Raw genomic sequence first — 19555 nt, 5'->3', positions numbered from 1 at the left:
GAAGGTAAATGTGGCGAAGGCAAGTGCGGAGGCCATGCGAAAAGTAAAAAAGAAGGTAAGTGTGGCGAAGGCAAATGTGGTGGTAATGCCAAAGGTAAAAAAGAAGGCAAGTGTGGTGAAGGTAAATGTGGTGGCAGCCACTAATTATTGTTGCTAACACAAATCTACTTGAGCTCAATGGCACAGTAATACCAGTTGGTATAATTTGCGTAAACCTGTGCCATTGGGTATCGTCAAATCAAAGTAAAATGTTACCAGAAGGTTTGTTTTAGCTTTCAATAGAATATCCGTTAACTGTAACCGCTAGGTGGAAAAAGAATGGCTGCGAAGTTAGGAAACCTGGGGCTTGGCTTGCGTCGAGAAATGATTGATGACGTACTTAACACGCCTCCACAACAAGTCGACTTTTATGAAGTTGCACCGGAAAACTGGATGAAGTTTGGCGGTAAACTCGCTAAGCAATTCCAAGCATTGACCCAAGTTCATACTTTTATTTGTCACGGTTTATCTTTGTCGTTAGGCTCACCTGCACCACTAGATACCGAATTTCTATCGCAGCTAAAAACATTTTTTAAGCAGCACAACATAGTTACCTATAGTGAGCATCTTAGCTATTGTTCAGGTGATGGCCACATGTATGACCTAATGCCTATCCCATTTACGGAGGAGGCTGTGCGCCACACTGCAGGGCGGATACGCGCGGTCCAAGATCAACTTGAGCGGCGCATTGCAGTAGAAAACGTTTCTTACTACGCAGCCCCAGGGCAAGAGATGTCGGAGTTGGAGTTTACACTTGCGGTACTAGAGGAAGCCGATTGTGACTTGCTGTTGGATGTGAATAATATCTATGTGAATTCTATTAATCACCATTATGATGCAGAGCAGTTTTTGGCGGCCATGCCCAGCGAACGGATTGCTTACGGACATATCGCAGGCCATTATGTTGAAGCTGAGGATTTACTCGTAGATACCCATGGCGCCGACGTCACACCTTCGGTATGGCAGTTATTGCATCGGGCGTATGAGTTACATGGCGTCTTTCCAACCTTGTTAGAGCGAGATTTTAATATTCCCCCGATGTCTGAGCTATTGGCTGAGGCGGGACAAATATCAGCTATTCAAGCAAAGCACGTTAATGTGCCAGAGAAGGTGTGAGCATGTCGTTTATTGATACACAGCAGGCTTTTATGGCTCATATTCGAGACCCTGAACACCAACCCGCGCCCTCTGGTATAGAAGCTCGGCGTTTAAAAATCTATCAAGAACTGTTTTTCAATAATATAGAAGGGTTTGTAAGTAGTGCCTTCCCGGTACTTAAAAGTTTATATTCAACATCTGCATGGCTTGATTTAGTCAGACAGTTTTTTGTTAAACATCATTGCCAATCCCCTTATTTTCTTGAGATCAGCAAAGAGTTCCTGCAGTTCTTGCAAAGTGAATATGAACCAACAGCAGCCGATCCAGCGTTTATGCTTGAATTGGCTCACTACGAATGGCTGGAGCTTGATGTTGCCACAACAGTAGAATCATCGGGCGAATGTTCGCTGGACGCTGACGGCCTTTTACAGTCCGATATCCATTTGGCAAGCACGGCTAGAATTGCCCACTACCAGTACCCGGTGCATCAGATCAGCGACACTTTTAGACCTGCTAAAGTAGAAGGGCAAACCTATAGCTTTGCGTTATATCGTGACGACGAAGATGAAGTGCAATTTATTGCATTAAACCCAATGACTGCACTGATGCTGTCGGTAATTGAATCTAACAATGGACTACAACTTGTTGACCTTGTGGGTGATATTGCCAATCAAGTAACTCAATTTAGCCATGAGCAACTCTATCAAGGAGCTCAACATACCCTCAGCGAATTTGCAAATCTTGGCATTATCAAAGCAAAAAACCTTTAAGCAAGCACCAACATCGACTATTATACCGGCTGATTTTTGTCGTGCTTAAACTCGGACTAGGGCGCTAGTCAATGCCATCTACATTCAGTGTAGTTGGTGCGAGTTGTAAAATTAAAGGTAGTAGCTATGTCTAAAGGTGACTTTAAAGACCCGTTTAATGCAAAGTATTTCCTTGCATTTGTTGCAGTTTTTGCTGGAATTGGCTGTTTGAACGCAATTCTAGGCTGGGCAACAGCGGTCGTTTAATTACGCTATTTTAAGGGCTGCTAGTTGCAGCCTTTTTCATATTTAACCTGAGGTTATTTACACCATAAACAGGTCCAAATCGCTCGCTTTTTCTTCATCCTGACACGCAAAGTCATTCAGTCGGTTTCAACCTGATAGAAAATTGTTATAATCTGGCTCTTTTGTAATAAACTTAAAGCAAGCAATTATGACAACAGATAATAGGTCATTGATCAAAAATAGTATCGCCACGGTACCAGATTACCCAAAGCCAGGTATCATGTTCCGCGATGTCACTTCACTTCTAGCAAACCCAGAAGCATTCAAGGCAACGATTGATGCTTTTGTTACTGCCTACAAAGAGGGCGGCTTTACCAAAATTATTGGTACAGAATCTCGTGGTTTTATCTTTGGTGCTCCCCTTTCGTATGCACTAGGGATCCCGTTTGTGCCAGTTAGAAAGCCAGGCAAATTGCCGCGTGAGGTTATTAGTCAGTCTTACCAGCTTGAATATGGTGAAGATACCCTAGAACTTCATGCTGATGCCATTGAAGCAGGCGATAAAGTACTGTTAGTGGATGACTTATTAGCGACAGGTGGTACTATTGAAGCAACAGCAAAACTGGTAAAACGTCTAGGCGGTGAAGCCACAGATGCTGCGTTTGTTATTTCATTACCGGAACTAGGTGGTGAGAAGAAAATTCAAGATCTTGGGATCAAGATCCTTTCACTTGTAGAGTTCGAAGGCGAATAAGCATGAGCTATCAGGTTCTGGCGCGTAAATGGCGTCCGCAAAACTTCCATGAATTAATGGGGCAGGAGCATGTAAAGCAAGCTCTAGTCAATGCGCTTAATGAAAAGCGTTTGCACCATGCCTACTTATTCACAGGAACGCGAGGGGTAGGTAAAACCACCATTGCCAGGATCTTTGCTAAAAGCCTTAACTGCGAGCAGGGCGTTACCTCAACGCCTTGCGGCCAGTGTAGTGCATGTACCGAGATTGAAACGGGCAAATTTATTGATCTCATAGAAATTGATGCCGCATCTCGTACCAAAGTGGAAGATACACGAGAAATCCTAGATAACGTGCAGTACGCCCCAACTCGTGGTCGCTATAAGGTTTATCTTATTGACGAAGTGCATATGTTGTCCAAACATAGTTTTAATGCACTATTGAAAACCTTAGAAGAGCCACCAGAGCACGTAAAATTTCTACTCGCAACCACAGATCCGCAAAAGCTACCTGTGACGATCCTCTCTCGTTGTTTGCAATTTAACTTGAATGCGATGACGCAAGATCAAATTGTTGAACAGCTAGAAAAAATACTGCCCTTAGAACAAGTGGCATTTGATCCGATTGCATTGCAAACCTTAGCAAAAGCGGCTGATGGTAGTATGCGTGATGCACTTAGCTTGACCGATCAGGCCATCGCCCAAACAAACGGCAATCTAACGGTGCCTGCTGTGCAGTCTATGCTTGGTTTAATGGATAGTGCACATGCTGTGATATTACTGTCTGCCATTTTATGTCACGACGGTGAAGCTTTACTCAATGCGATTGAGAAAATTGCGTTACAAAACGGCAATTTTGTTAGTGTGTTGGATGACTTAATCGCACTATTACATGTGATCCAGTTGGCGCAGCTTGTCCCAAGTGCAGCGCGACTATCCAATTTTGATAACAACGACATCAAGCTGTTTGCAGAACAACTGGCGCCACAACAAGGGCAATTATTATATCAATTGCTGTTGAATGGTAAGAAGGATTTAAAGTGGGCTCCTGAACCTAAGCTTGGCTTTGAAATGGTCATGCTACGCTTAATGGCCTTTGAAAAAGAGAGCCAAATAGCTCCCTCTGTCGCACCAGTAACACAGAGCTCTGAAACTAAGCAGAGTAAAGTTGGTAGTCTTCGAGCGCTGTTGAAAAAGCCTACGGATGATGACCAAACAGTTGTAAGTCAGGCTCAACCAGCTTCACCACCACAAACAGCGGCACCGCTATCGCAGCCGAGTGAATATAATGAGCCGAGGTCGCCAGCGCCTACTATACCAAATCAGCTACCTGAGCCTGATGAGGCAGAGATAGCCAGCCAATATGACAGTGTTATGTCGCAGGCGGTGGAGCAAGGGTTTCAAGAGCAGGTGCCCGCACATCATCAAGGACCTACTGCGGCTGATGAGGCATCGTATTCACAAGTACCTCCTCAACATCAAAGCCCACGGCCAGAGCCGCTTACACCAGTGGAGACGTCGCCAGACCCTTCACCCGCTAAGATCTCAGTAGCAGAACAGCAAAGCCAAGCACAATCAGCGATTGCACGGATCTTAAAAAATCGAAATATCTCAGGTGCTGGCAAGTTGGTGGGAGCCGATGGTGAGGTAAAAAAGTCTGAGGCGCCGAGTGCGCCGATGCAAGTAACGCAAGCGCCAGAGCCAACTTTGGCAACATCGACGTACCAGGCTGAGCCGCACAGAACAGAAGTGATTGAGCCTCGTCCAGTGCCAAAAAAGCCACAGAAGGAATCATTTCAAACGCGTCATAAGCCAGTTACAGAAAATTTAGCGCCTGAATTGCTAGAGCAGTTATCACCTGTAAAACAAGATGATAGCGAGCAAAGTATTGAGGTAGAGATCCCGGCACCTGAAAACTTTGTTAGTCCAATCAGTGATATTAAATTCGCTCATCAAAGCGATGAGTGGGCAAATATGATTGAAAAAATGCAATTAGGTGGACGCATCCGCCAATATGCACTGCACAGCGTGTTTACTCAGCAAGGTACGCATGTGCAACTGCAAGTAGACGCAAGTCAACAGCACCTTGATTCTAAAGTGCTAAGAGACAAGCTAACTGAGAGTCTCAGTACCTTATTAGCGCAATCAATAACACTTGAGATTAACTATATAGAAACTGCGGAAAACACACCGTTTTTAGTACAACAGCAGCTCGACGAGCATAGACTCGGTCAAGCCAAGGCGGCGATGCGCGAGGATCCACTCGTAAGTGCGTTCGTCCAAGAATTTGACGCAATGCTTGATGAAAATAGCGTTCAAGCATTGTAATTAAGGGCGTTAGCCCTTATCTTTTATCACAGTAAACCAAATTGAAGTATAAGAGAGCAGAATATGTTTAAAGGCGGAATGGGCAACATCATGAAGCAGGCGCAGCAAATGCAAGAGCGCATGGAAAAAGCCCAAGAAGAGATCAAAAGCTTAGAAGTAACTGGTGAAGCAGGCGCAGGGCTTGTAAAAGTCACTATGCTTGGCAGCCACAACGTTCGTCGCGTAGAAATCGACGAGAGTCTAATGGAAGACGACAAAGACATGATCGAAGACCTACTAGCCGCTGCGGTAAACGACGCAGTTCGCCGTGTTGGTGAAGAAACGCAAAGACGTATGTCAGAAGTTACTGGCGGTATGCAAATGCCTCCAGGCTTCAAGATGCCGTTTTAACCTCAAAGTTATGAACTAAAACGTTTTTATTCTTACAGTCCTCGTATGGGACAAGTCGGGGATAAAAATTAACGAAAGCTCAGGTAATAAAGTGCCTGAGCTTTTTTGTTTCTAGCGGTTAGATATTAATTATCCAAACCTCAGGTTAATTAAAAACCAATCACTCAGTTTCATCGAAGAGCAGCTTGCATAAGACAAGCTACTTTGCCTGATCCGTTAAAATTATCATCTCAATCTACTTTTTTATTGAAAAAGAGGGTTCTAAATGCATTTAAACCGATTCTATATCGCGGAATCTAAGAATTTTTTCACCGAAAATTAGTTTTATCTATTTGAATAATAAAGCTTTTATTTTATGTGAAAGTGTTCTAACTTAAGGGTGTCAGTAACGAACTATTCTAAATATGGAGATGGATTTATGAAGTATCAAAATCAACTTGACCAGCTAAAAAGTGGCAGTTTAACACGCGCTCAAATGGCCGTTTTACAAGAAAATGCGCTACGCATTTTCAACAAAGGAGATAAAGATGCAAAGTTAATACTCGATGCGATCCCATATAGTAAGCCAGCAGACACCTCAATTTTATTTATGGGCTTTTGTCCAGAAGCTGATTTTTCAAATAGATTAGATATTTTTTGGAAAGAAAATGGAATTTGTCGTTTTGACTATCTAGAGAGTGAAGTTCAGGTAAATCGATGGTATGAAGTTTGTGTCGGTGACCTTCTTGTTCTTAAAAAGCGTGAACAATTTGGTAAAACCATGAAGCTATACGGTTTCGGAAGAGTAACTAAGATATGCCATGATGATGAGAATGTTCGTTATTTTGAAGTTAACTGGGCAGAGCAATCAAGAGAAATTGAAGTACCTCTGATGGGCTGTAACAGTACTGTTGATATCAAATGCATGAAAACGGTAGAGCAAGAAATGCCCGAAACGTTTTGGCATTGGCTTAATCTATAAAGGGTGAACAAAATGAAAAACATAGTATTAGTCAGAGGTCCAGAATCCTTGGCCGCGCAGGCTTTAGCTGGTTATGGTTGGCGTGAAATTAATTTGAGTAAGTTTAATTCTTTTGTTGAAGTTGATGAGTTTATTAAAGAGAGAGGAATCGATATCGGTAGGCAAAGAAACCAAATCAAACGATTTTTCGAAATTTCAGCTGGTGATATCGTAATAGTTCCGGTAAGTCGGGCAGTGTTAATTGGGATTGCAGTTGGTGAAAAGTCATTCGCTGAAACACCTTGGAATGGAGCTAACCGAGTCGCGGTCAATTTCTTTAAACAGTCTGATGGTAATTTGGTTAAAATCCCAAGGTATCAATTAACTGAAGGCTTACAAAGCAGATTAAAGATAAGGATGTCGATTGCTAACCTTAATGAGTTTAGAGAAGAAATAGCGGGTTATGTTGAAAAGCTAGAGCAAAATTTAGAGATACAATTCGACTCAGAGTTTCAAACACGAGTAGAAGCCGAATTAAAACACATTGAACGTAGTTTACTAGATAGGTTAATAACAGGGCAATCTAGGTTAGAAAGTGGTGGTTATGGTCTAGAAAAGCTAATTGCTGAACTATTAGAAATAGAAGGTTATCAAGCGCATATTATGTCAAAAAGTCAGACAAATGATCATTCTGATATTGATATTAGGGCGGAAAAAAGTGATGATTTTTCTGGGACAAATATTGTCTATGTTCAGTGTAAGCATCACTCTGGAACAACTAACAATTGGGGAGTTGATCAGTTAATTGAATTTGAAAAAGAAACCCCAAATGTCAGCTTGTGGTTGATTACCACAGGTGTTGTTTCAGATGAAGTTAAAGAATATGCAAGTGAGCATGGGGTAAGTGTTATGGAAGGAGAGGCATTGGCTGCCAAAATAATCTCTCAAGTTGATAAGCTGTCTGTTTCGACTAAAGAAAAACTTGGGCTATCCGTACTTCCTAAGCTACTTTAATCTACCTCCGCCAAGATGTGGTGATATTCGCTTGATCAGAGCAAGTTACTATAATTTAGTACATCAGGCCTACATTATTGAAATTATATTTAAGGTAAAAGCGCATTGGTTTTTCCATCCAATTTAAGCTGGTTTTGTATGCGATGGCGATGATGTGTTTTGTAAAGGTATTGATGAAATTTTAGGAATGACGACTATCCTGCCAAGGACATACCGGAATAAAACTGAAAGCGGCGAAATAAAGGCTGATAAGATACTGTATGCACTCAGTAACTCGCAGTTCAGAGTATGGCTAGTATAGTCTAACGCTTTGACTATGCTTAATTACTTATGTCCTATGTAGTAAGCGCTATAATCAATATAACACCTGAGCATTGTGGTGCATTTGCAGCTACTTATTGCCAAAGCTGCTAACACTCTGCTTTTGTATTTTCTGGTTTTTATAAGATATAGGAAAAGAAAATGAAATCTATTATTCTAGTTTTGGTGAGTGTTGCATTGCTCTCCGGCTGTCAACTGACCCGTGTGGAAGGTGAGGTTGATGATATGGAAGTTAAGGTTGGTACGAAAGAAAATAACGACGACAATGGAAAGTTTTGTCCGCCAGGGCAGAAGAAAAAGGGCAAGTGTTAATTACCTTTTTACCTTCACGGTATAAGGCATTTAATAGGCTCTGATGTTGGTTGGCTTTTTTATATCTGACATTTGCAAATTCATTCTTACTAGCGCCTAATAGGGCGCTGTTTTTTATCTATCTATACGGAAATTAAATGAGTAAACGCGCACTGGTTTTTCCGCCCAATTTTAAACTGGTTTTGTACGCGATGGCGATAATGTGCCTTATACAGGTGTTAGGTGGGATTTTTGGCTTACCCATGTATCGTTTTGGCATTGTGCCGCATAGTGTGCAACATTTGAGTGGTGTACTCACAGCGCCCTTTGTACACGGGAGTTGGGGACATCTAACGAGTAACTTACTGGGGTTGAGTATCAGTGGTTATTTGGCGTCGCGATTGCCTAAGTTTAAACGGGCAACATGCTTTATTGTTATAGTGACAGGCCTGCTCGTTTGGTTGTTTGCTGGTGCAGCCAATCACATAGGCGCATCAGGTATTGTGATGGGGTATTTTGGCTTATTGCTGGGGGTTGCACTTTTTAATCGAAATGTGCTTGGCATTGTTAGTTTTATCGCATTACTGGTGTTGACCTATTATGCCAATATTAGTTTTCTCGCGACGTTGTTTGATTTTTCGGCCCAAACCAGTAGTTCAAGTCATATTTTTGGGTTTTTAAGTGGCATTTGTGCGGCTTATATCACTAAGCCAAATCGTATTGCTTAAAGCGAGCGCGACATAACCTGCCAGTGACGGCAGGCTATGAACTAATCGTTTACACTATTACCAAATACGCACGCGCTCTTCAGGTGCAAGGTAAAGTTTGTCGCCCGGTTTTACGTCAAACGCTTTGTACCATGCATCATGGTTACGAGGTGCCAGTGCTCTGAATTGCCCCGGTGCATGAGTACCTGCACGTAGCTGATTCAACATGCTTTGCTCTGTGCGCTTTTCTTTCCATACCTGTGCCCAAGCAAGGAAGAAACGCTGATCGCCAGTCAGGCCATCAATCACAGGGGCTTCTTTACCGTTGAGGCTCAGTTTATATGCATGGTAAGCCATAGCAAGGCCACCTACGTCACCGATGTTTTCGCCAAGACTGTTTCGGCCGTTTACGAAGTTACCCTCAATAGGCTCATACTTGTTGTACTGTGCCGCGAGTTTGTCTGCCTTTTCTTCGAAAGCAGCGCGGTCTGAGTCGGTCCACCAGTTACGTTGAATTCCGTTAGCATCTGATTTAGAGCCTTGGTCGTCAAAGCCATGACCCATTTCGTGGCCGATCACCGCACCAATGCCACCGTAGTTTACGGCTGGATCTGCATTTGGATCGAAAAATGGTGGTTGCAAAATGGCAGCTGGGAATACTATCTCATTAAATGAGCTATTGTAGTATGCGTTGACGCGTTGTGGTGTCATACCCCAACGGTTACGGTCCGTTTTCTTAAGCTCTTTAGCGATGCTGTCATTACGGAAAAACTCACGCAGGTTTTTCACGTTGGTCATCAGGTTATCACGCGTTAATGTTAAGCCCTCAAATGATTGCCACTCGTCTGGGTAGCCAATTTTAGGAGTAAATGCTGCCAGTTTGGCTTGGGCGTTAACTTTAGTTTCTTCACCCATCCAGTCTAAACCTTCAATTCGCTCACCTAGTGCTTTACGTAGGTTTTCGACCAGCTCTGACATTTGTTTTTTAGATGACTCAGGGAAATAACGGGCAACGTACACTTTACCAATGGCAAAACCAAGAGAAGTGGTGCCAGACATTTCGCTGATTGCGCGTTTCCAGCGTGCTCGAGGCTCTTGCTGACCGCTTAGGTGCTTGCCATAAAACTCAAAGTTGGTATTGAATATTTCTTCAGATAGTAAGGACGCATTACCGCTGATAGCATGGTAGGTTAAATAGTCCTTCCACACATTTATATCTTCAGAGTTAATCAGCTCGATCATGGCTTTGATTGGTTCAGGTTGTGCCATATTCAGCTGAGGCACTTTGTAGCCAGTTTCTGCAAAATATAGGTCCCAGTTAAAGCCTGGATATTGTGAGGCTAAATCTTCACGTTTAATTTGGTTTAATGTGAGGTCACGATTTCTACGTTTTTCCCGTGGCCAGTGGCCCGCTGCAATTTTAGTTTCAAGTGCTAAAATTGCTTCTGCACGCTCGGTCGCTTTGTCTTTGTCTGCAAATTTAAGCATATCGGCAATATGCGCAACGTATGCTTGGCGAGTTTTAACAAAACGCTCCGCTTCTTCTAGATAGTAAGAGCGGTCTGGTAGTCCAAGTCCGCCAGCGCCCATCGACATTTCGTATTTATTGGGGTCAAGACGGTTAAACCACATGCCGCCGCCGATCGGAGCAGTAACCCCAGTAAGCCAAGACTGACCGAATGCTTTTGTTAGGCCATCGGTGTTATTTATCGCGTCAATGTCAGCCAATAGTGGCTGAATGGGAGTAATACCGCGCTTATTTAGCGTATCAACATCCATATATGCGTTGTAAAAATCAGCAATCAATTGCTCTTCAGCGTTAAGATCTTTGCCTTTTGCAATTTCTTCTATAATGGTTTTTACTTGCTCTTCGCTACGTTCAGCTAGAGCAGAAAAGGCACCAAATCGCGTTTTATCAGCTGGCATTTCATAATTTTTATACCAAGTACCGCTGGCATACATAAAAAAGTCATCACCTGGTTTTACGCTTTCATCGCGCGCGCTAAGGTCCACACCAAATGTACCCAACTCAGCTTTTCCCGCTGTGGCGATTGCTTTTTCTGCGGTTTTGACTTCTTTTGTCGAAACCTGAGGCTCAGAGCAGGCTGTGAGCATAATTGCGGTAATTGCGCTTGCTAGTATGGTTTTTTTCATTATTTTGTCTCTATTTTTTAGAAGTAGGCCCGACAGTGGTTTTGTATCAGCTATCGGGAATAGTCCATTGTTATGTTATTTGCTTGGCCCTGCAAGTATTCATTGAATTGGCTGTCCTTTGAAAGCGTGAGCTTTATCATTCCATGCTAATGCACTTCACTTATATTATTAGTAAATTTGCGACGGTTAAACAGTTATGCAGTATAGGGCGTTTATAACTGGCTGCTGGTATTAAGCTTTAAATCAATACGGTAATCCCTTATCATCAGCCCATTAAGATAAGTGTATTTGCACTACCTAGAACATAAGAAACCGAATTTATGCAATTATCACCAAGTTTAACAGCGCTGATTGAGGCGCTTCGTTGTTTGCCGGGAATTGGACCTAAGTCTGCTCAGCGCATTGCCTTTCATCTATTAGAACGTGATAGAGAAGGCGGAAGCCAACTGGGGCAGTGCCTTAGTCATGCAATGCAAGCTATTGGTCACTGCACGAGCTGTCGTACCTTTAGTGAAGTAGAAGTCTGTGATATTTGCCAAAGTATTAAGCGTCAAGATAGCGGGCTATTATGCGTAGTTGAATCTCCAACTGATGTCCTAGCAATAGAGCAAACTGGGCAATATAGCGGGTTATATTTTGTTTTGATGGGGCATTTGTCACCACTTGATGGAATTGGACCAAATGAAATCGGCCTAGACGTACTCGAGCACAAGCTCAGTGCGGGCAATATTAACGAGGTGATCTTAGCAACGAATCCAACCGTTGAAGGCGAAGCAACAGCGCACTACATTTCGGAGCTTTGTCATAAATACAATGTTGATGCTTCGCGTATTGCTCATGGAATGCCAGTTGGTGGCGAGCTGGATTTGGTCGATGGTATGACGTTAATGCACGCCTTCAGTGGCAGGAAAAAACTGTAGACACTTCCTTTGGCAGGTAGCCTTACACGGTTTAAACCAGTAGAACTCATATTGCATCTGTCCTGGCGTGATTTTACAGGGCAGATTGTTAAAAATTTACATAATTCCCTTGAAAGTTTGTTCTCCTCCCCCATATACCTAGCATATTGATACAGAATACTGCACTAATTGCTTATATTGGAGAGAACAATGTCCGCAGCTCAAAAAGAAACATTAGGCTTTCAAACAGAAGTCAAACAACTATTAAACCTAATGATCCACTCTTTGTACTCAAACAAAGAGATCTTTTTACGCGAATTAGTATCTAACGCTTCAGACGCGGCTGACAAACTACGTTACTTAGCATTGCAAAACGGCGATCTGTACGAAGGCGATGCAGAGTTACGTGTTCGCCTAAGCGTAGATAAAGATGCTAAAACCATTACAATTTCAGATAATGGTATTGGTATGACGCGTGATGAAGTGATCAGTTCATTAGGCACGATCGCAAAATCAGGCACTGCTGATTTCTTTAAAAACCTCACAGGCGACCAAGCTAAAGATTCACAGCTAATTGGTCAGTTTGGTGTTGGTTTCTACTCTGCATTTATTGTTGCAGACAAGGTTACTGTTCGTACACGCAAGGCTGGCGAAGCTCAAGCTATTGAATGGGAATCACAAGGTGAAGGCGACTTCACGATTGCTGAAATCGAAAAAGCCGACCGTGGTACTGAAATCACGCTACACCTACGTGAAGAAGAGAGTGAGTTCCTAGAAACATATCGTCTACGCGGTATTGTGACTAAATACTCAGATCACATCTCTATTCCTGTTGAGCTTTATAAAGACCCAGTTCCAGAGTCTGAAGGCCCTGACGGTGAAAAAATTGAAGCACAGCCTGGTGAGTGGGAAGCCATTAACAAAGCGACAGCACTTTGGACTCGCGATAAGTCTGAGATCAGCGATGAAGAATATAAAGAATTCTACAAGCACGTTGGTCATGATTGGGAAGAGCCACTTTCATGGGCACACAATAAAGTAGAAGGTAAAACTGAATACACAAGCCTACTTTATATCCCTAAAAAAGCACCATTCGATTTATACAACCGCGAGCGTCAAGCTGGTCTTAAGCTCTATGTGCAGCGTGTATTTATCATGGATGATGCCGAGCAGTTTATGCCAAGCTACTTACGCTTCGTGAAAGGTTTATTAGATTCGAACGATTTACCACTGAACGTATCTCGTGAAATTCTGCAAGATAACAAGATCACTCAAGCTATTCGCAAGGGTTGTACGTCTCGCGTACTTAAAATGCTTGAGCGCATGGGTAAAAACAAGCCAGAAGATTATCAAACATTTTGGAATGAGTTTGGTAATGTGATCAAAGAAGGTCCTGCAGAAGATTTTGCAAACAAAGAAGCGATTGCAAAATTATTACGCTTTAGCTCAACAGATACAGATGAGCAGACCCAAAATGTGTCGCTTGAGCAATACATTGAGCGCATGAAAGAAGGTCAAGACAAGATTTACTATGTAGTAGCCGACAGCTTTGAAGCGGCGAAGAGCTCTCCTCACCTTGAGATCTTCCGTAAGAAAGGCATTGAGGTGCTGTTGTTGAGTGACCGTGTTGACGAGTGGATGATGAGCCATCTAACTGAGTTCAACGAGAAGCAATTCCAGTCAATCACACGTGGTGACTTAGATCTTGGTGATATGGATGACGAAGAAACTAAGAAAGCACACGAAGAAAGTGAAAAAGAAGTTGAGGGCTTAGTTGAGCGCGTGAAGACAGTGCTTGGTGAGAAGGTGAAAGAAGTACGTTTCACACACCGTCTAACTGACTCTCCTGCCTGTGTTGTTGCTGATGACAACGACATGAGCTCGCAAATGCAAAAGCTAATGGAGCAGGTAGGTCAAGCTGTTCCTGAGTCTAAGCCAGTCTTTGAGTTAAACCCTGAGCATCAACTCGTGAAGCATTTGAATAACGAGCAGGATGAAGACAAGTTTGGACAGTGGGCTGAAGTGCTGCTAGACCAAGCAATGCTTGCTGAGCGCGGCAGCTTGAAAGACCCAGCGGGCTTTGTAAGCCGTTTGAATAAGCTGATGCTAGATTTGCAAAAATAATCTATTGTGATTAAAAAAGGCCGGACCCTCATTGAGGTGTCCGGCCTTTTTAATGTCTGAGCTGGTAAATCTGAGGTTAGAAGCTAAAGACTTTTTAATGTTGAAACAACATCTTCATAGTCTGGTTCTTTCGCCAGATTTTCGACAAGTTGTTTATAAACAATTTTATGTTCTTTGTTGAGTACAAAAATTGCTCGGCTCAGTAAGCCCATATCTTTGATCAATAAGCCGTAATTCTCGCCAAATGAGTGCCAAACCGCGTCTGATAATGTTTTAACTTTATCGATGTTTTCAGCTTTGCAAAAACGTTTTTGTGCAAAAGGTAGATCTGCGCTGATGGTAAGCATTGCAACATCTGGAAATTGACTCGCAACTTTCTCATTGAAGTGCTTGGTTTGTAAGCTACATGTACCAGTATCTAGGCTTGGGACGACGCTTATTAACACCGCACGGTTTTCAAAGTCTTTTAGTGTTACCGGAGTAAAGTCAGCATCTGCAACCTTAAAATCAGGTGCCGCTTGGCCTTTTTCTACACCACTGCCTAATAAAACCACCGCTTTACCTTGGGCTTTAACCTTTCCCATATCAACAGTATTTTCAGGGAGATCGTAGGCGAGGGCAGTTGCACTTAACAGACTACTCGCTAAAACTAACGCTTTCAGCATAAAGTATTCCTTTTGAAGTTAACTTAATTGTTTTGAGTGTATTATACTGACAGTAACTAACCAAGCTTAAGTGACATTTAGATTGTCAAACTGGCGTCGTTTTACTAACATGTGTCGCAATTTTAAGCTTTTATCTCATAATTATAACTAAAACTTCCCAGCATCCTGCCGATACGCATGGGAAACAGAAAGAGAGCTTGTATGTCAACACTAGTCCTAATTTGTGACGATTCAAAACTTGCCCGTCGGCAACTGGCGCGATCATTGCCAGACGACTGGGATATCAAAGTAGAATTTGCGGAGAATGGACTCGATTGTATTGAACAAATTAAAGCACTTTCGCCTGAAATCCTCTTCCTAGATTTAAATATGCCTCAGATGGACGGCTACGAGGTGTTGCAAGCAATCACAGAACAAGGGCTATCGGTACTGACTGTGGTTGTGTCGGGCGATATTCAGCCTAATGCGCATCAACGGGTGATTGAACTTGGTGCTATCGACTTTATTCGCAAACCCTGTGATGCCGCAAAACTGGCAGAAATCATTGAGCATCACGGCATTAAAGACAGAGCGATCCGAGAAAGCCTAGTACACAAACTGGGGGAGCAGCTTGATCCAGAAATTCGTGATATCTATCAAGAGCTAACCAATGTAGCTATGGGACAAGCCGGTGATTTACTTGCGCGACTATTGAATGTATTTGTCGAACTGCCAATTCCAAATGTCAACGTGCTTGAGGTTAACGAGCTACATATGGCATTACAGGCTATTGATGCCAGTGCCACTACATCTGGTGTTTGCCAAGGCTTTATTGGTGGGGGCGTCTCTGGTGAAGCACTATTATTACTCAACGACTCGAGCTTCAAAGAAATTGCCTCGTTAATGAACTACCATGGTGAACTGAACACCAAGGTTGAGCTTGAGCTATTAATGGATATTAGCAATATTCTGATTGGTGCTATTCTTACTGGTCTGTCGAAGCAATTGGATATGTCATTTAGCCAAGGGCACCCTGTGGTGCTTGGTCAACATTGTGATGTTGCGGAACTGGTTAAAGCGAATAAAGCCAGATGGCAAAGAACACTGGCAATTGAGATAAGCTATGGCATTGAACACCATAATATTAACTGTGATCTTATGCTATTGTTCACGGAAGACTCACTAAAAACCCTAAAATATAAAGTAGCCTACTTATTGGATGATTAACTATGCCAGCAGCCGATTTTGATATGAATGAAATCCATTGGTTAATGGATATGTTTAACACTGTAGACGTAGGCTTGGTGGTGCTTGATCGTGATTACAAGGTATGTATCTGGAATGGTTTTATGGAAAACCATTCAGGCTTGTTGCCAAGCGCTGTAAAAGACAAGGATATTTTTGATCTATTCCCCAGTATTGATGAGCAGTGGTTTAGATCTAAAGCTGAACCTGTATTTGTATTAAAAAATCGCTCGTTCACCATTTGGGAGCAACAGCCCTATATTTTTCGGTTTAAAAATTATCGGCCGATCACAGGTAAAGCCGATTATATGTATCAAAACGCTACTTTCATTCCACTTACGACTGTAACGGGAGATGTTGGGCATATTTGTGTGATCATTTACGATGTTACCGATGAAGCAATTAACAAGATTGAACTTGAGTCGCTAAATAGACAGCTAGAGAAAATAAGCCGTACAGACAGCTTAACTCAACTGCATAACCGCGGCTTCTGGGAAGAAAGTTTAAAGCAAGAGTTTAAGCGTTTAAAGCGTAATCAAGGACAAAGCGCATTGCTAATGTTTGATATCGATCATTTTAAACGGATCAATGATGAGTACGGACATAGTGGTGGAGATGAAGCCATTCGCCATATTTCTGATCTACTGAGAAAAACACTCAGAGAAACCGACACAGCAGGACGTTATGGTGGCGAAGAGTTTGCGGTGACCTTGCTTGATACTGATGTAAAAGGCGCCGTAGTGTTTGCTGAAAGGCTACGTTCACTGATTGAAAACTCGTCAATTTACTATGATGAGCATCAAATCAACATCACCGTTAGTCTTGGCGTTGCGGCCTATGAAGAATCTTTTGAAAAGCATGAACAATGGATTGAAGCCGCAGATAGTGCACTGTATGTTTCTAAAGAGAGTGGGCGTAATCAAGTGACCGTCTACTCTAACGAAATGACGAGTAACTAATCTAAGTGGCCTATGCGTGGCATGGCTGCCTGATGCACGTAATACCACGTAGTTTTAATATTTTCTCAATTTGATAAGAGAATTCAACGCGGTTAGCGTTAAAACTGGCTGCTAGAAAGGTATCAATTATCCGAAGCTCAGTTTAATAAAGCAAATTGGTATAAAAAGTCCGACACCTGCTATGCCGGACTGTTTTAAAGTGCACGAGTGACATTGACAATGTTATTTTACGTGGACCATATCAGCTTTTAGAGTTTGGTTGGTAGTTGGTCAGCTCAATCTGAAATTGTTCAACGCCGTCTTTCCCCTTATACATTTTTACCAGCATATGGTCATAATCTGGCGCGAACCACGCAATCGCTTGACGATCACTATCATCGTAGATGCGCTTTACTTTTATAGTCTTTACATTACCAAAGGGCAGGGTGATAGTTTCTTCACCTGCGATTTCAAAGTCATAGCTGCGTTGACTCCCTTTTTTGTCAATAATCGGGTAGCTAAGCTTGGTTTTTCCGGACTTTAAATCTTCTCTTAGCTGCACTTGATAGCTAATAAGATCTTGTTGGTTCTCTAGCCATTTCACCTTCAACGGGTACTTTTCTTCACTGGACGTGATGGCTTGATTGAGGTGGTCAAACTTAATCTTATAGTTTTTATCCGGACCTGTCCCTTCTCGCTTCATGCTGTAATGCAATGGGCTCACGGTATGTCCTGATAGCTTAAATAGAGACTCTTCTGTGCGCACGTCAGAAAAAATCATCCACTCTATATCGCTCTTGTAGCGAACGGCATAAGTTGATTCAGCGACTTTTGTCAGATCTCGCGTTGCGGTGCCATGCACTTTGCCCTTGCGAGAGACTTGATATTCTGCGTGATATTCGTTTAAGGAGTTAGCAAAAGTGGTGGTGGAAAGTAGAGCGCTAATACCAATTAGCACAGCGCTCCATTTTTTATTTTTCTGGGTACGGCGCACCTTGAACTGGTAAGGTTTTGTTATCAAAAACAGCATAGTCTGCTTCCATTGTTAGTCTTTGTTCACTGAACCATTTGACCACCAAAGGATAGAGAATGTGTTCTTGCTTATGCACACGCTGCGCCAGCGACTCTGCCGTATCGTCTGGAAGAATAGGTACTTTGGCCTGACAGACCACAGGACCACCATCTAACTCTTCTGTGACAAAGTGAACGCTTGCACCATGTTCCGCATCGTTAGCATCGATTGCTCTTTGGTGGGTGTTCAGCCCTTGATACTTAGGCAACAAAGAAGGATGAATGTTCAACATTTTTCCTCTAAATTTTTGCACTAAGGTTGGAGTTAGAATACGCATAAATCCAGCTAATACAACCAATTCTGGTGTAAAGCGCTCAATTAGTTGACCCAGCGCAGTATCGTATTCCTCGCGAGAGGCAAACTGCTTGTGGTCTAATACTTCTGTTGTTATACCAGCCTCTTGTGCTCTGATCAGGCCATACGCATCGGCTTTGTTGCTGATCACTGCAGCAATTTCACCGTTAATATAGCCTGTTTTACATGCATCTATGATGGCTTGTAAGTTTGAACCACTTCCAGAAATCAGAACAACCAGACGAGTTGGTGCCATTACTCGGCACCACCTAAAATTTCAACCTGTTCTTCGCCCGCTTGAGCGTCTTGAATTTCACCAATGTGCCAAGCGTTTTCGCCTTGGGCCTTCAGAATCTCAAGGCTTTGTTCAAGTTTGTCAGCAGGAACCACTAAAACCATACCAACACCGCAGTTAAATGTACGATACATTTCATGGGTAGCGATATTGCCGTTTTCTTGCAGCCAGTTAAAGATTGCAGGCCATTGCCAGCTATCGCCTTTGATTACTGCTTTTGCTGATTCAGGTAATACGCGAGGGATATTTTCCCAGAAGCCACCACCGGTAATGTGAGAAAGTGCGTGGACATCGACTTCTTTTAGTAATGCTAAGATCTGTTTTACGTAGATTCGAGTTGGTTCAAGCAAATGTTCGCCCAGTGTTTTACCTTCGAATTCCGCATTGGTATCTGCACCAGATACTTCAAGCACTTTACGAATTAGTGAGTAGCCGTTTGAATGAGGACCACTTGAACCAAGCGCGATAAGCTGATCGCCAGTCGCTACTTTTGAGCCGTCAATAATTTTAGACTTTTCAACCACACCTGTGCAGAAGCCAGCCATATCGTAGTCATCGCCTTCGTACATGCCAGGCATTTCTGCTGTTTCACCACCGATAAGTGCACAACCAGATAGTTCGCAACCTTTACCGATACCTGTCACTACGTCTGCCGCAACGTCAACATCTAGCTTTCCTGTTGCGTAATAGTCCAAGAAGAATAGGGGTTCAGCACCTTGGACAATCAGATCATTTACACACATAGCAACGAGGTCGATACCGACAGTGTCGTGCTTTTTCAAATCGATAGCTAAGCGTAGCTTAGTACCAACACCATCAGTGCCAGCAACCAAAACAGGCTCTTTGTATCCAGTTGGAAGTTCGCATAGTGCACCAAAACCACCGATGCCGCCCATTACTTCAGGACGACGAGTCTTTTTCACTACGCCTTTAATTCTTTCGACCAATGCGTTGCCCGCATCGATGTCAACGCCAGCGTCTTTATAGCTAAGAGACTGTTTTTGTTCGCTCACAGGTTTTCCTCAAAAGTTGCTA

Annotated in this window: 19 protein-coding genes; 14 read left to right on the top strand and 5 right to left on the bottom strand. The window is 42.8% G+C overall.

Going from position 1 to position 19555, the window contains the following annotated elements:
* From CEX98_RS23595 to CEX98_RS10365, 10 genes are all read left to right on the top strand, one after another.
* On the top strand, window positions 1-144 hold a 144-nt coding region (locus tag CEX98_RS23595; RefSeq protein WP_431520159.1), incomplete at its 5' end, for an HvfA family oxazolone/thioamide-modified RiPP metallophore.
* Between the two features lie 174 nt (window positions 145-318).
* Entirely contained in the window at window positions 319-1155 is an 837-nt protein-coding gene (locus tag CEX98_RS10400) for an HvfB family MNIO-type RiPP peptide maturase (RefSeq protein ID WP_099642002.1), read from the top strand.
* Window positions 1156-1157: 2 nt separating this feature from the next.
* Entirely contained in the window at window positions 1158-1907 is a 750-nt protein-coding gene (locus CEX98_RS10395) for an HvfC family RiPP maturation protein (RefSeq protein ID WP_099642001.1), read from the top strand.
* Between the two features lie 433 nt (window positions 1908-2340).
* Window positions 2341-2886, top strand: a complete 546-nt coding sequence (gene apt, locus CEX98_RS10390; protein WP_099642000.1) for an adenine phosphoribosyltransferase — start codon at window positions 2341-2343, stop codon at window positions 2884-2886.
* Window positions 2887-2888: 2 nt separating this feature from the next.
* Window positions 2889-5192 carry a DNA polymerase III subunit gamma/tau gene (dnaX, locus tag CEX98_RS10385; RefSeq protein WP_099641999.1) on the top strand — a complete coding sequence of 768 codons (2304 nt, stop codon included), beginning with the start codon at window positions 2889-2891 and terminating at the stop codon, window positions 5190-5192.
* A 63-nt stretch (window positions 5193-5255) separates the two neighbouring features.
* Window positions 5256-5582, top strand: a complete 327-nt coding sequence (locus CEX98_RS10380; RefSeq protein WP_099641998.1) for a YbaB/EbfC family nucleoid-associated protein — start codon at window positions 5256-5258, stop codon at window positions 5580-5582.
* A gap of 418 nt (window positions 5583-6000) precedes the next feature.
* A complete protein-coding gene (locus tag CEX98_RS10375) occupies window positions 6001-6543 on the top strand; it encodes a hypothetical protein (protein ID WP_099641997.1) in 543 nt (180 codons plus the stop codon).
* 12 nt (window positions 6544-6555) lie between these two features.
* Entirely contained in the window at window positions 6556-7536 is a 981-nt protein-coding gene (locus tag CEX98_RS10370) for a restriction endonuclease (protein WP_099641996.1), read from the top strand.
* A gap of 462 nt (window positions 7537-7998) precedes the next feature.
* Window positions 7999-8169, top strand: coding sequence for a membrane lipoprotein lipid attachment site-containing protein (locus tag CEX98_RS22855; protein WP_172439751.1), 171 nt, complete (start codon window positions 7999-8001; stop codon window positions 8167-8169).
* Between the two features lie 137 nt (window positions 8170-8306).
* Window positions 8307-8876: a rhomboid family intramembrane serine protease gene (locus tag CEX98_RS10365; RefSeq protein WP_099641995.1), complete on the top strand. Its 570-nt coding sequence runs from the start codon at window positions 8307-8309 to the stop codon at window positions 8874-8876.
* 57 nt (window positions 8877-8933) lie between these two features.
* On the opposite strand, the gene CEX98_RS10360 is transcribed toward CEX98_RS10365, so the two are convergent.
* Window positions 8934-11009: a M13 family metallopeptidase gene (locus CEX98_RS10360; protein ID WP_099641994.1), complete on the bottom strand. Its 2076-nt coding sequence runs from the start codon at window positions 11007-11009 to the stop codon at window positions 8934-8936.
* 320 nt (window positions 11010-11329) lie between these two features.
* On the opposite strand from CEX98_RS10360, the gene recR reads away from it, so the two are divergent.
* On the top strand, window positions 11330-11929 hold the full coding sequence (gene recR / locus CEX98_RS10355) for a recombination mediator RecR (protein WP_099641993.1): 600 nt from the start codon (window positions 11330-11332) through the stop codon (window positions 11927-11929).
* Window positions 11930-12118: 189 nt separating this feature from the next.
* Complete coding sequence (gene htpG / locus CEX98_RS10350) at window positions 12119-14032, top strand: molecular chaperone HtpG (protein ID WP_099641992.1); 1914 nt, start codon at window positions 12119-12121, stop codon at window positions 14030-14032.
* Between the two features lie 83 nt (window positions 14033-14115).
* Here the strand turns inward: htpG and tpx are convergent, their stop codons facing one another.
* Window positions 14116-14697, bottom strand: a complete 582-nt coding sequence (tpx, locus tag CEX98_RS10345) for a thiol peroxidase (protein WP_099641991.1) — start codon at window positions 14695-14697, stop codon at window positions 14116-14118.
* A gap of 201 nt (window positions 14698-14898) precedes the next feature.
* Between tpx and CEX98_RS10340 the strand changes: the two genes are divergently transcribed.
* Entirely contained in the window at window positions 14899-15903 is a 1005-nt protein-coding gene (locus tag CEX98_RS10340) for a response regulator (RefSeq protein WP_099641990.1), read from the top strand.
* A 2-nt stretch (window positions 15904-15905) separates the two neighbouring features.
* Window positions 15906-16880, top strand: coding sequence for a sensor domain-containing diguanylate cyclase (locus CEX98_RS10335; RefSeq protein WP_099641989.1), 975 nt, complete (start codon window positions 15906-15908; stop codon window positions 16878-16880).
* A gap of 241 nt (window positions 16881-17121) precedes the next feature.
* Here CEX98_RS10335 and CEX98_RS10330 read toward each other — a convergent pair whose 3' ends face one another.
* From CEX98_RS10330 to purM, 3 genes are read right to left on the bottom strand one after another with little or no spacing between them, the layout of a single operon-like run.
* Complete coding sequence (locus CEX98_RS10330; RefSeq protein WP_099641988.1) at window positions 17122-17817, bottom strand: DUF3108 domain-containing protein; 696 nt, start codon at window positions 17815-17817, stop codon at window positions 17122-17124.
* A 13-nt stretch (window positions 17818-17830) separates the two neighbouring features.
* Window positions 17831-18481, bottom strand: a complete 651-nt coding sequence (gene purN, locus CEX98_RS10325; RefSeq protein ID WP_099641987.1) for a phosphoribosylglycinamide formyltransferase — start codon at window positions 18479-18481, stop codon at window positions 17831-17833.
* Window positions 18481-19533, bottom strand: coding sequence for a phosphoribosylformylglycinamidine cyclo-ligase (gene purM, locus CEX98_RS10320; protein ID WP_099641986.1), 1053 nt, complete (start codon window positions 19531-19533; stop codon window positions 18481-18483). The genes purN and purM overlap by 1 nt, the downstream gene beginning before the upstream one ends.
* Window positions 19534-19555: the final 22 nt, after the last annotated feature.

It is taken from the genome of Pseudoalteromonas piscicida (genome assembly GCF_002744175.1).
GTDB classification, from domain to species: domain Bacteria; phylum Pseudomonadota; class Gammaproteobacteria; order Enterobacterales; family Alteromonadaceae; genus Pseudoalteromonas; species Pseudoalteromonas piscicida_B.
The sequence above is the reverse complement of the archived record's forward strand: the minus strand, read 5'-3'. Positions and strand labels throughout refer to the sequence as shown.

What these genes read in the sequence shown, in the direction of transcription:
- CEX98_RS10400 (WP_099642002.1), top strand. Translation starts at nt 319, where the DNA reads ATGGCTGCGAAGTTAGGAAACCTGGGGCTTGGCTTGCGTCGAGAAATG.
- CEX98_RS10395 (WP_099642001.1), top strand. Translation starts at nt 1,158, where the DNA reads ATGTCGTTTATTGATACACAGCAGGCTTTTATGGCTCATATTCGAGAC.
- apt (WP_099642000.1), top strand. Translation starts at nt 2,341, where the DNA reads ATGACAACAGATAATAGGTCATTGATCAAAAATAGTATCGCCACGGTA.
- dnaX (WP_099641999.1), top strand. Translation starts at nt 2,889, where the DNA reads ATGAGCTATCAGGTTCTGGCGCGTAAATGGCGTCCGCAAAACTTCCAT.
- CEX98_RS10380 (WP_099641998.1), top strand. Translation starts at nt 5,256, where the DNA reads ATGTTTAAAGGCGGAATGGGCAACATCATGAAGCAGGCGCAGCAAATG.
- CEX98_RS10375 (WP_099641997.1), top strand. Translation starts at nt 6,001, where the DNA reads ATGAAGTATCAAAATCAACTTGACCAGCTAAAAAGTGGCAGTTTAACA.
- CEX98_RS10370 (WP_099641996.1), top strand. Translation starts at nt 6,556, where the DNA reads ATGAAAAACATAGTATTAGTCAGAGGTCCAGAATCCTTGGCCGCGCAG.
- CEX98_RS22855 (WP_172439751.1), top strand. Translation starts at nt 7,999, where the DNA reads ATGAAATCTATTATTCTAGTTTTGGTGAGTGTTGCATTGCTCTCCGGC.
- CEX98_RS10365 (WP_099641995.1), top strand. Translation starts at nt 8,307, where the DNA reads ATGAGTAAACGCGCACTGGTTTTTCCGCCCAATTTTAAACTGGTTTTG.
- CEX98_RS10360 (WP_099641994.1), bottom strand. Translation starts at nt 11,009, where the DNA reads ATGAAAAAAACCATACTAGCAAGCGCAATTACCGCAATTATGCTCACA.
- recR (WP_099641993.1), top strand. Translation starts at nt 11,330, where the DNA reads ATGCAATTATCACCAAGTTTAACAGCGCTGATTGAGGCGCTTCGTTGT.
- htpG (WP_099641992.1), top strand. Translation starts at nt 12,119, where the DNA reads ATGTCCGCAGCTCAAAAAGAAACATTAGGCTTTCAAACAGAAGTCAAA.
- tpx (WP_099641991.1), bottom strand. Translation starts at nt 14,697, where the DNA reads ATGCTGAAAGCGTTAGTTTTAGCGAGTAGTCTGTTAAGTGCAACTGCC.
- CEX98_RS10340 (WP_099641990.1), top strand. Translation starts at nt 14,899, where the DNA reads ATGTCAACACTAGTCCTAATTTGTGACGATTCAAAACTTGCCCGTCGG.
- CEX98_RS10335 (WP_099641989.1), top strand. Translation starts at nt 15,906, where the DNA reads ATGCCAGCAGCCGATTTTGATATGAATGAAATCCATTGGTTAATGGAT.
- purN (WP_099641987.1), bottom strand. Translation starts at nt 18,481, where the DNA reads ATGGCACCAACTCGTCTGGTTGTTCTGATTTCTGGAAGTGGTTCAAAC.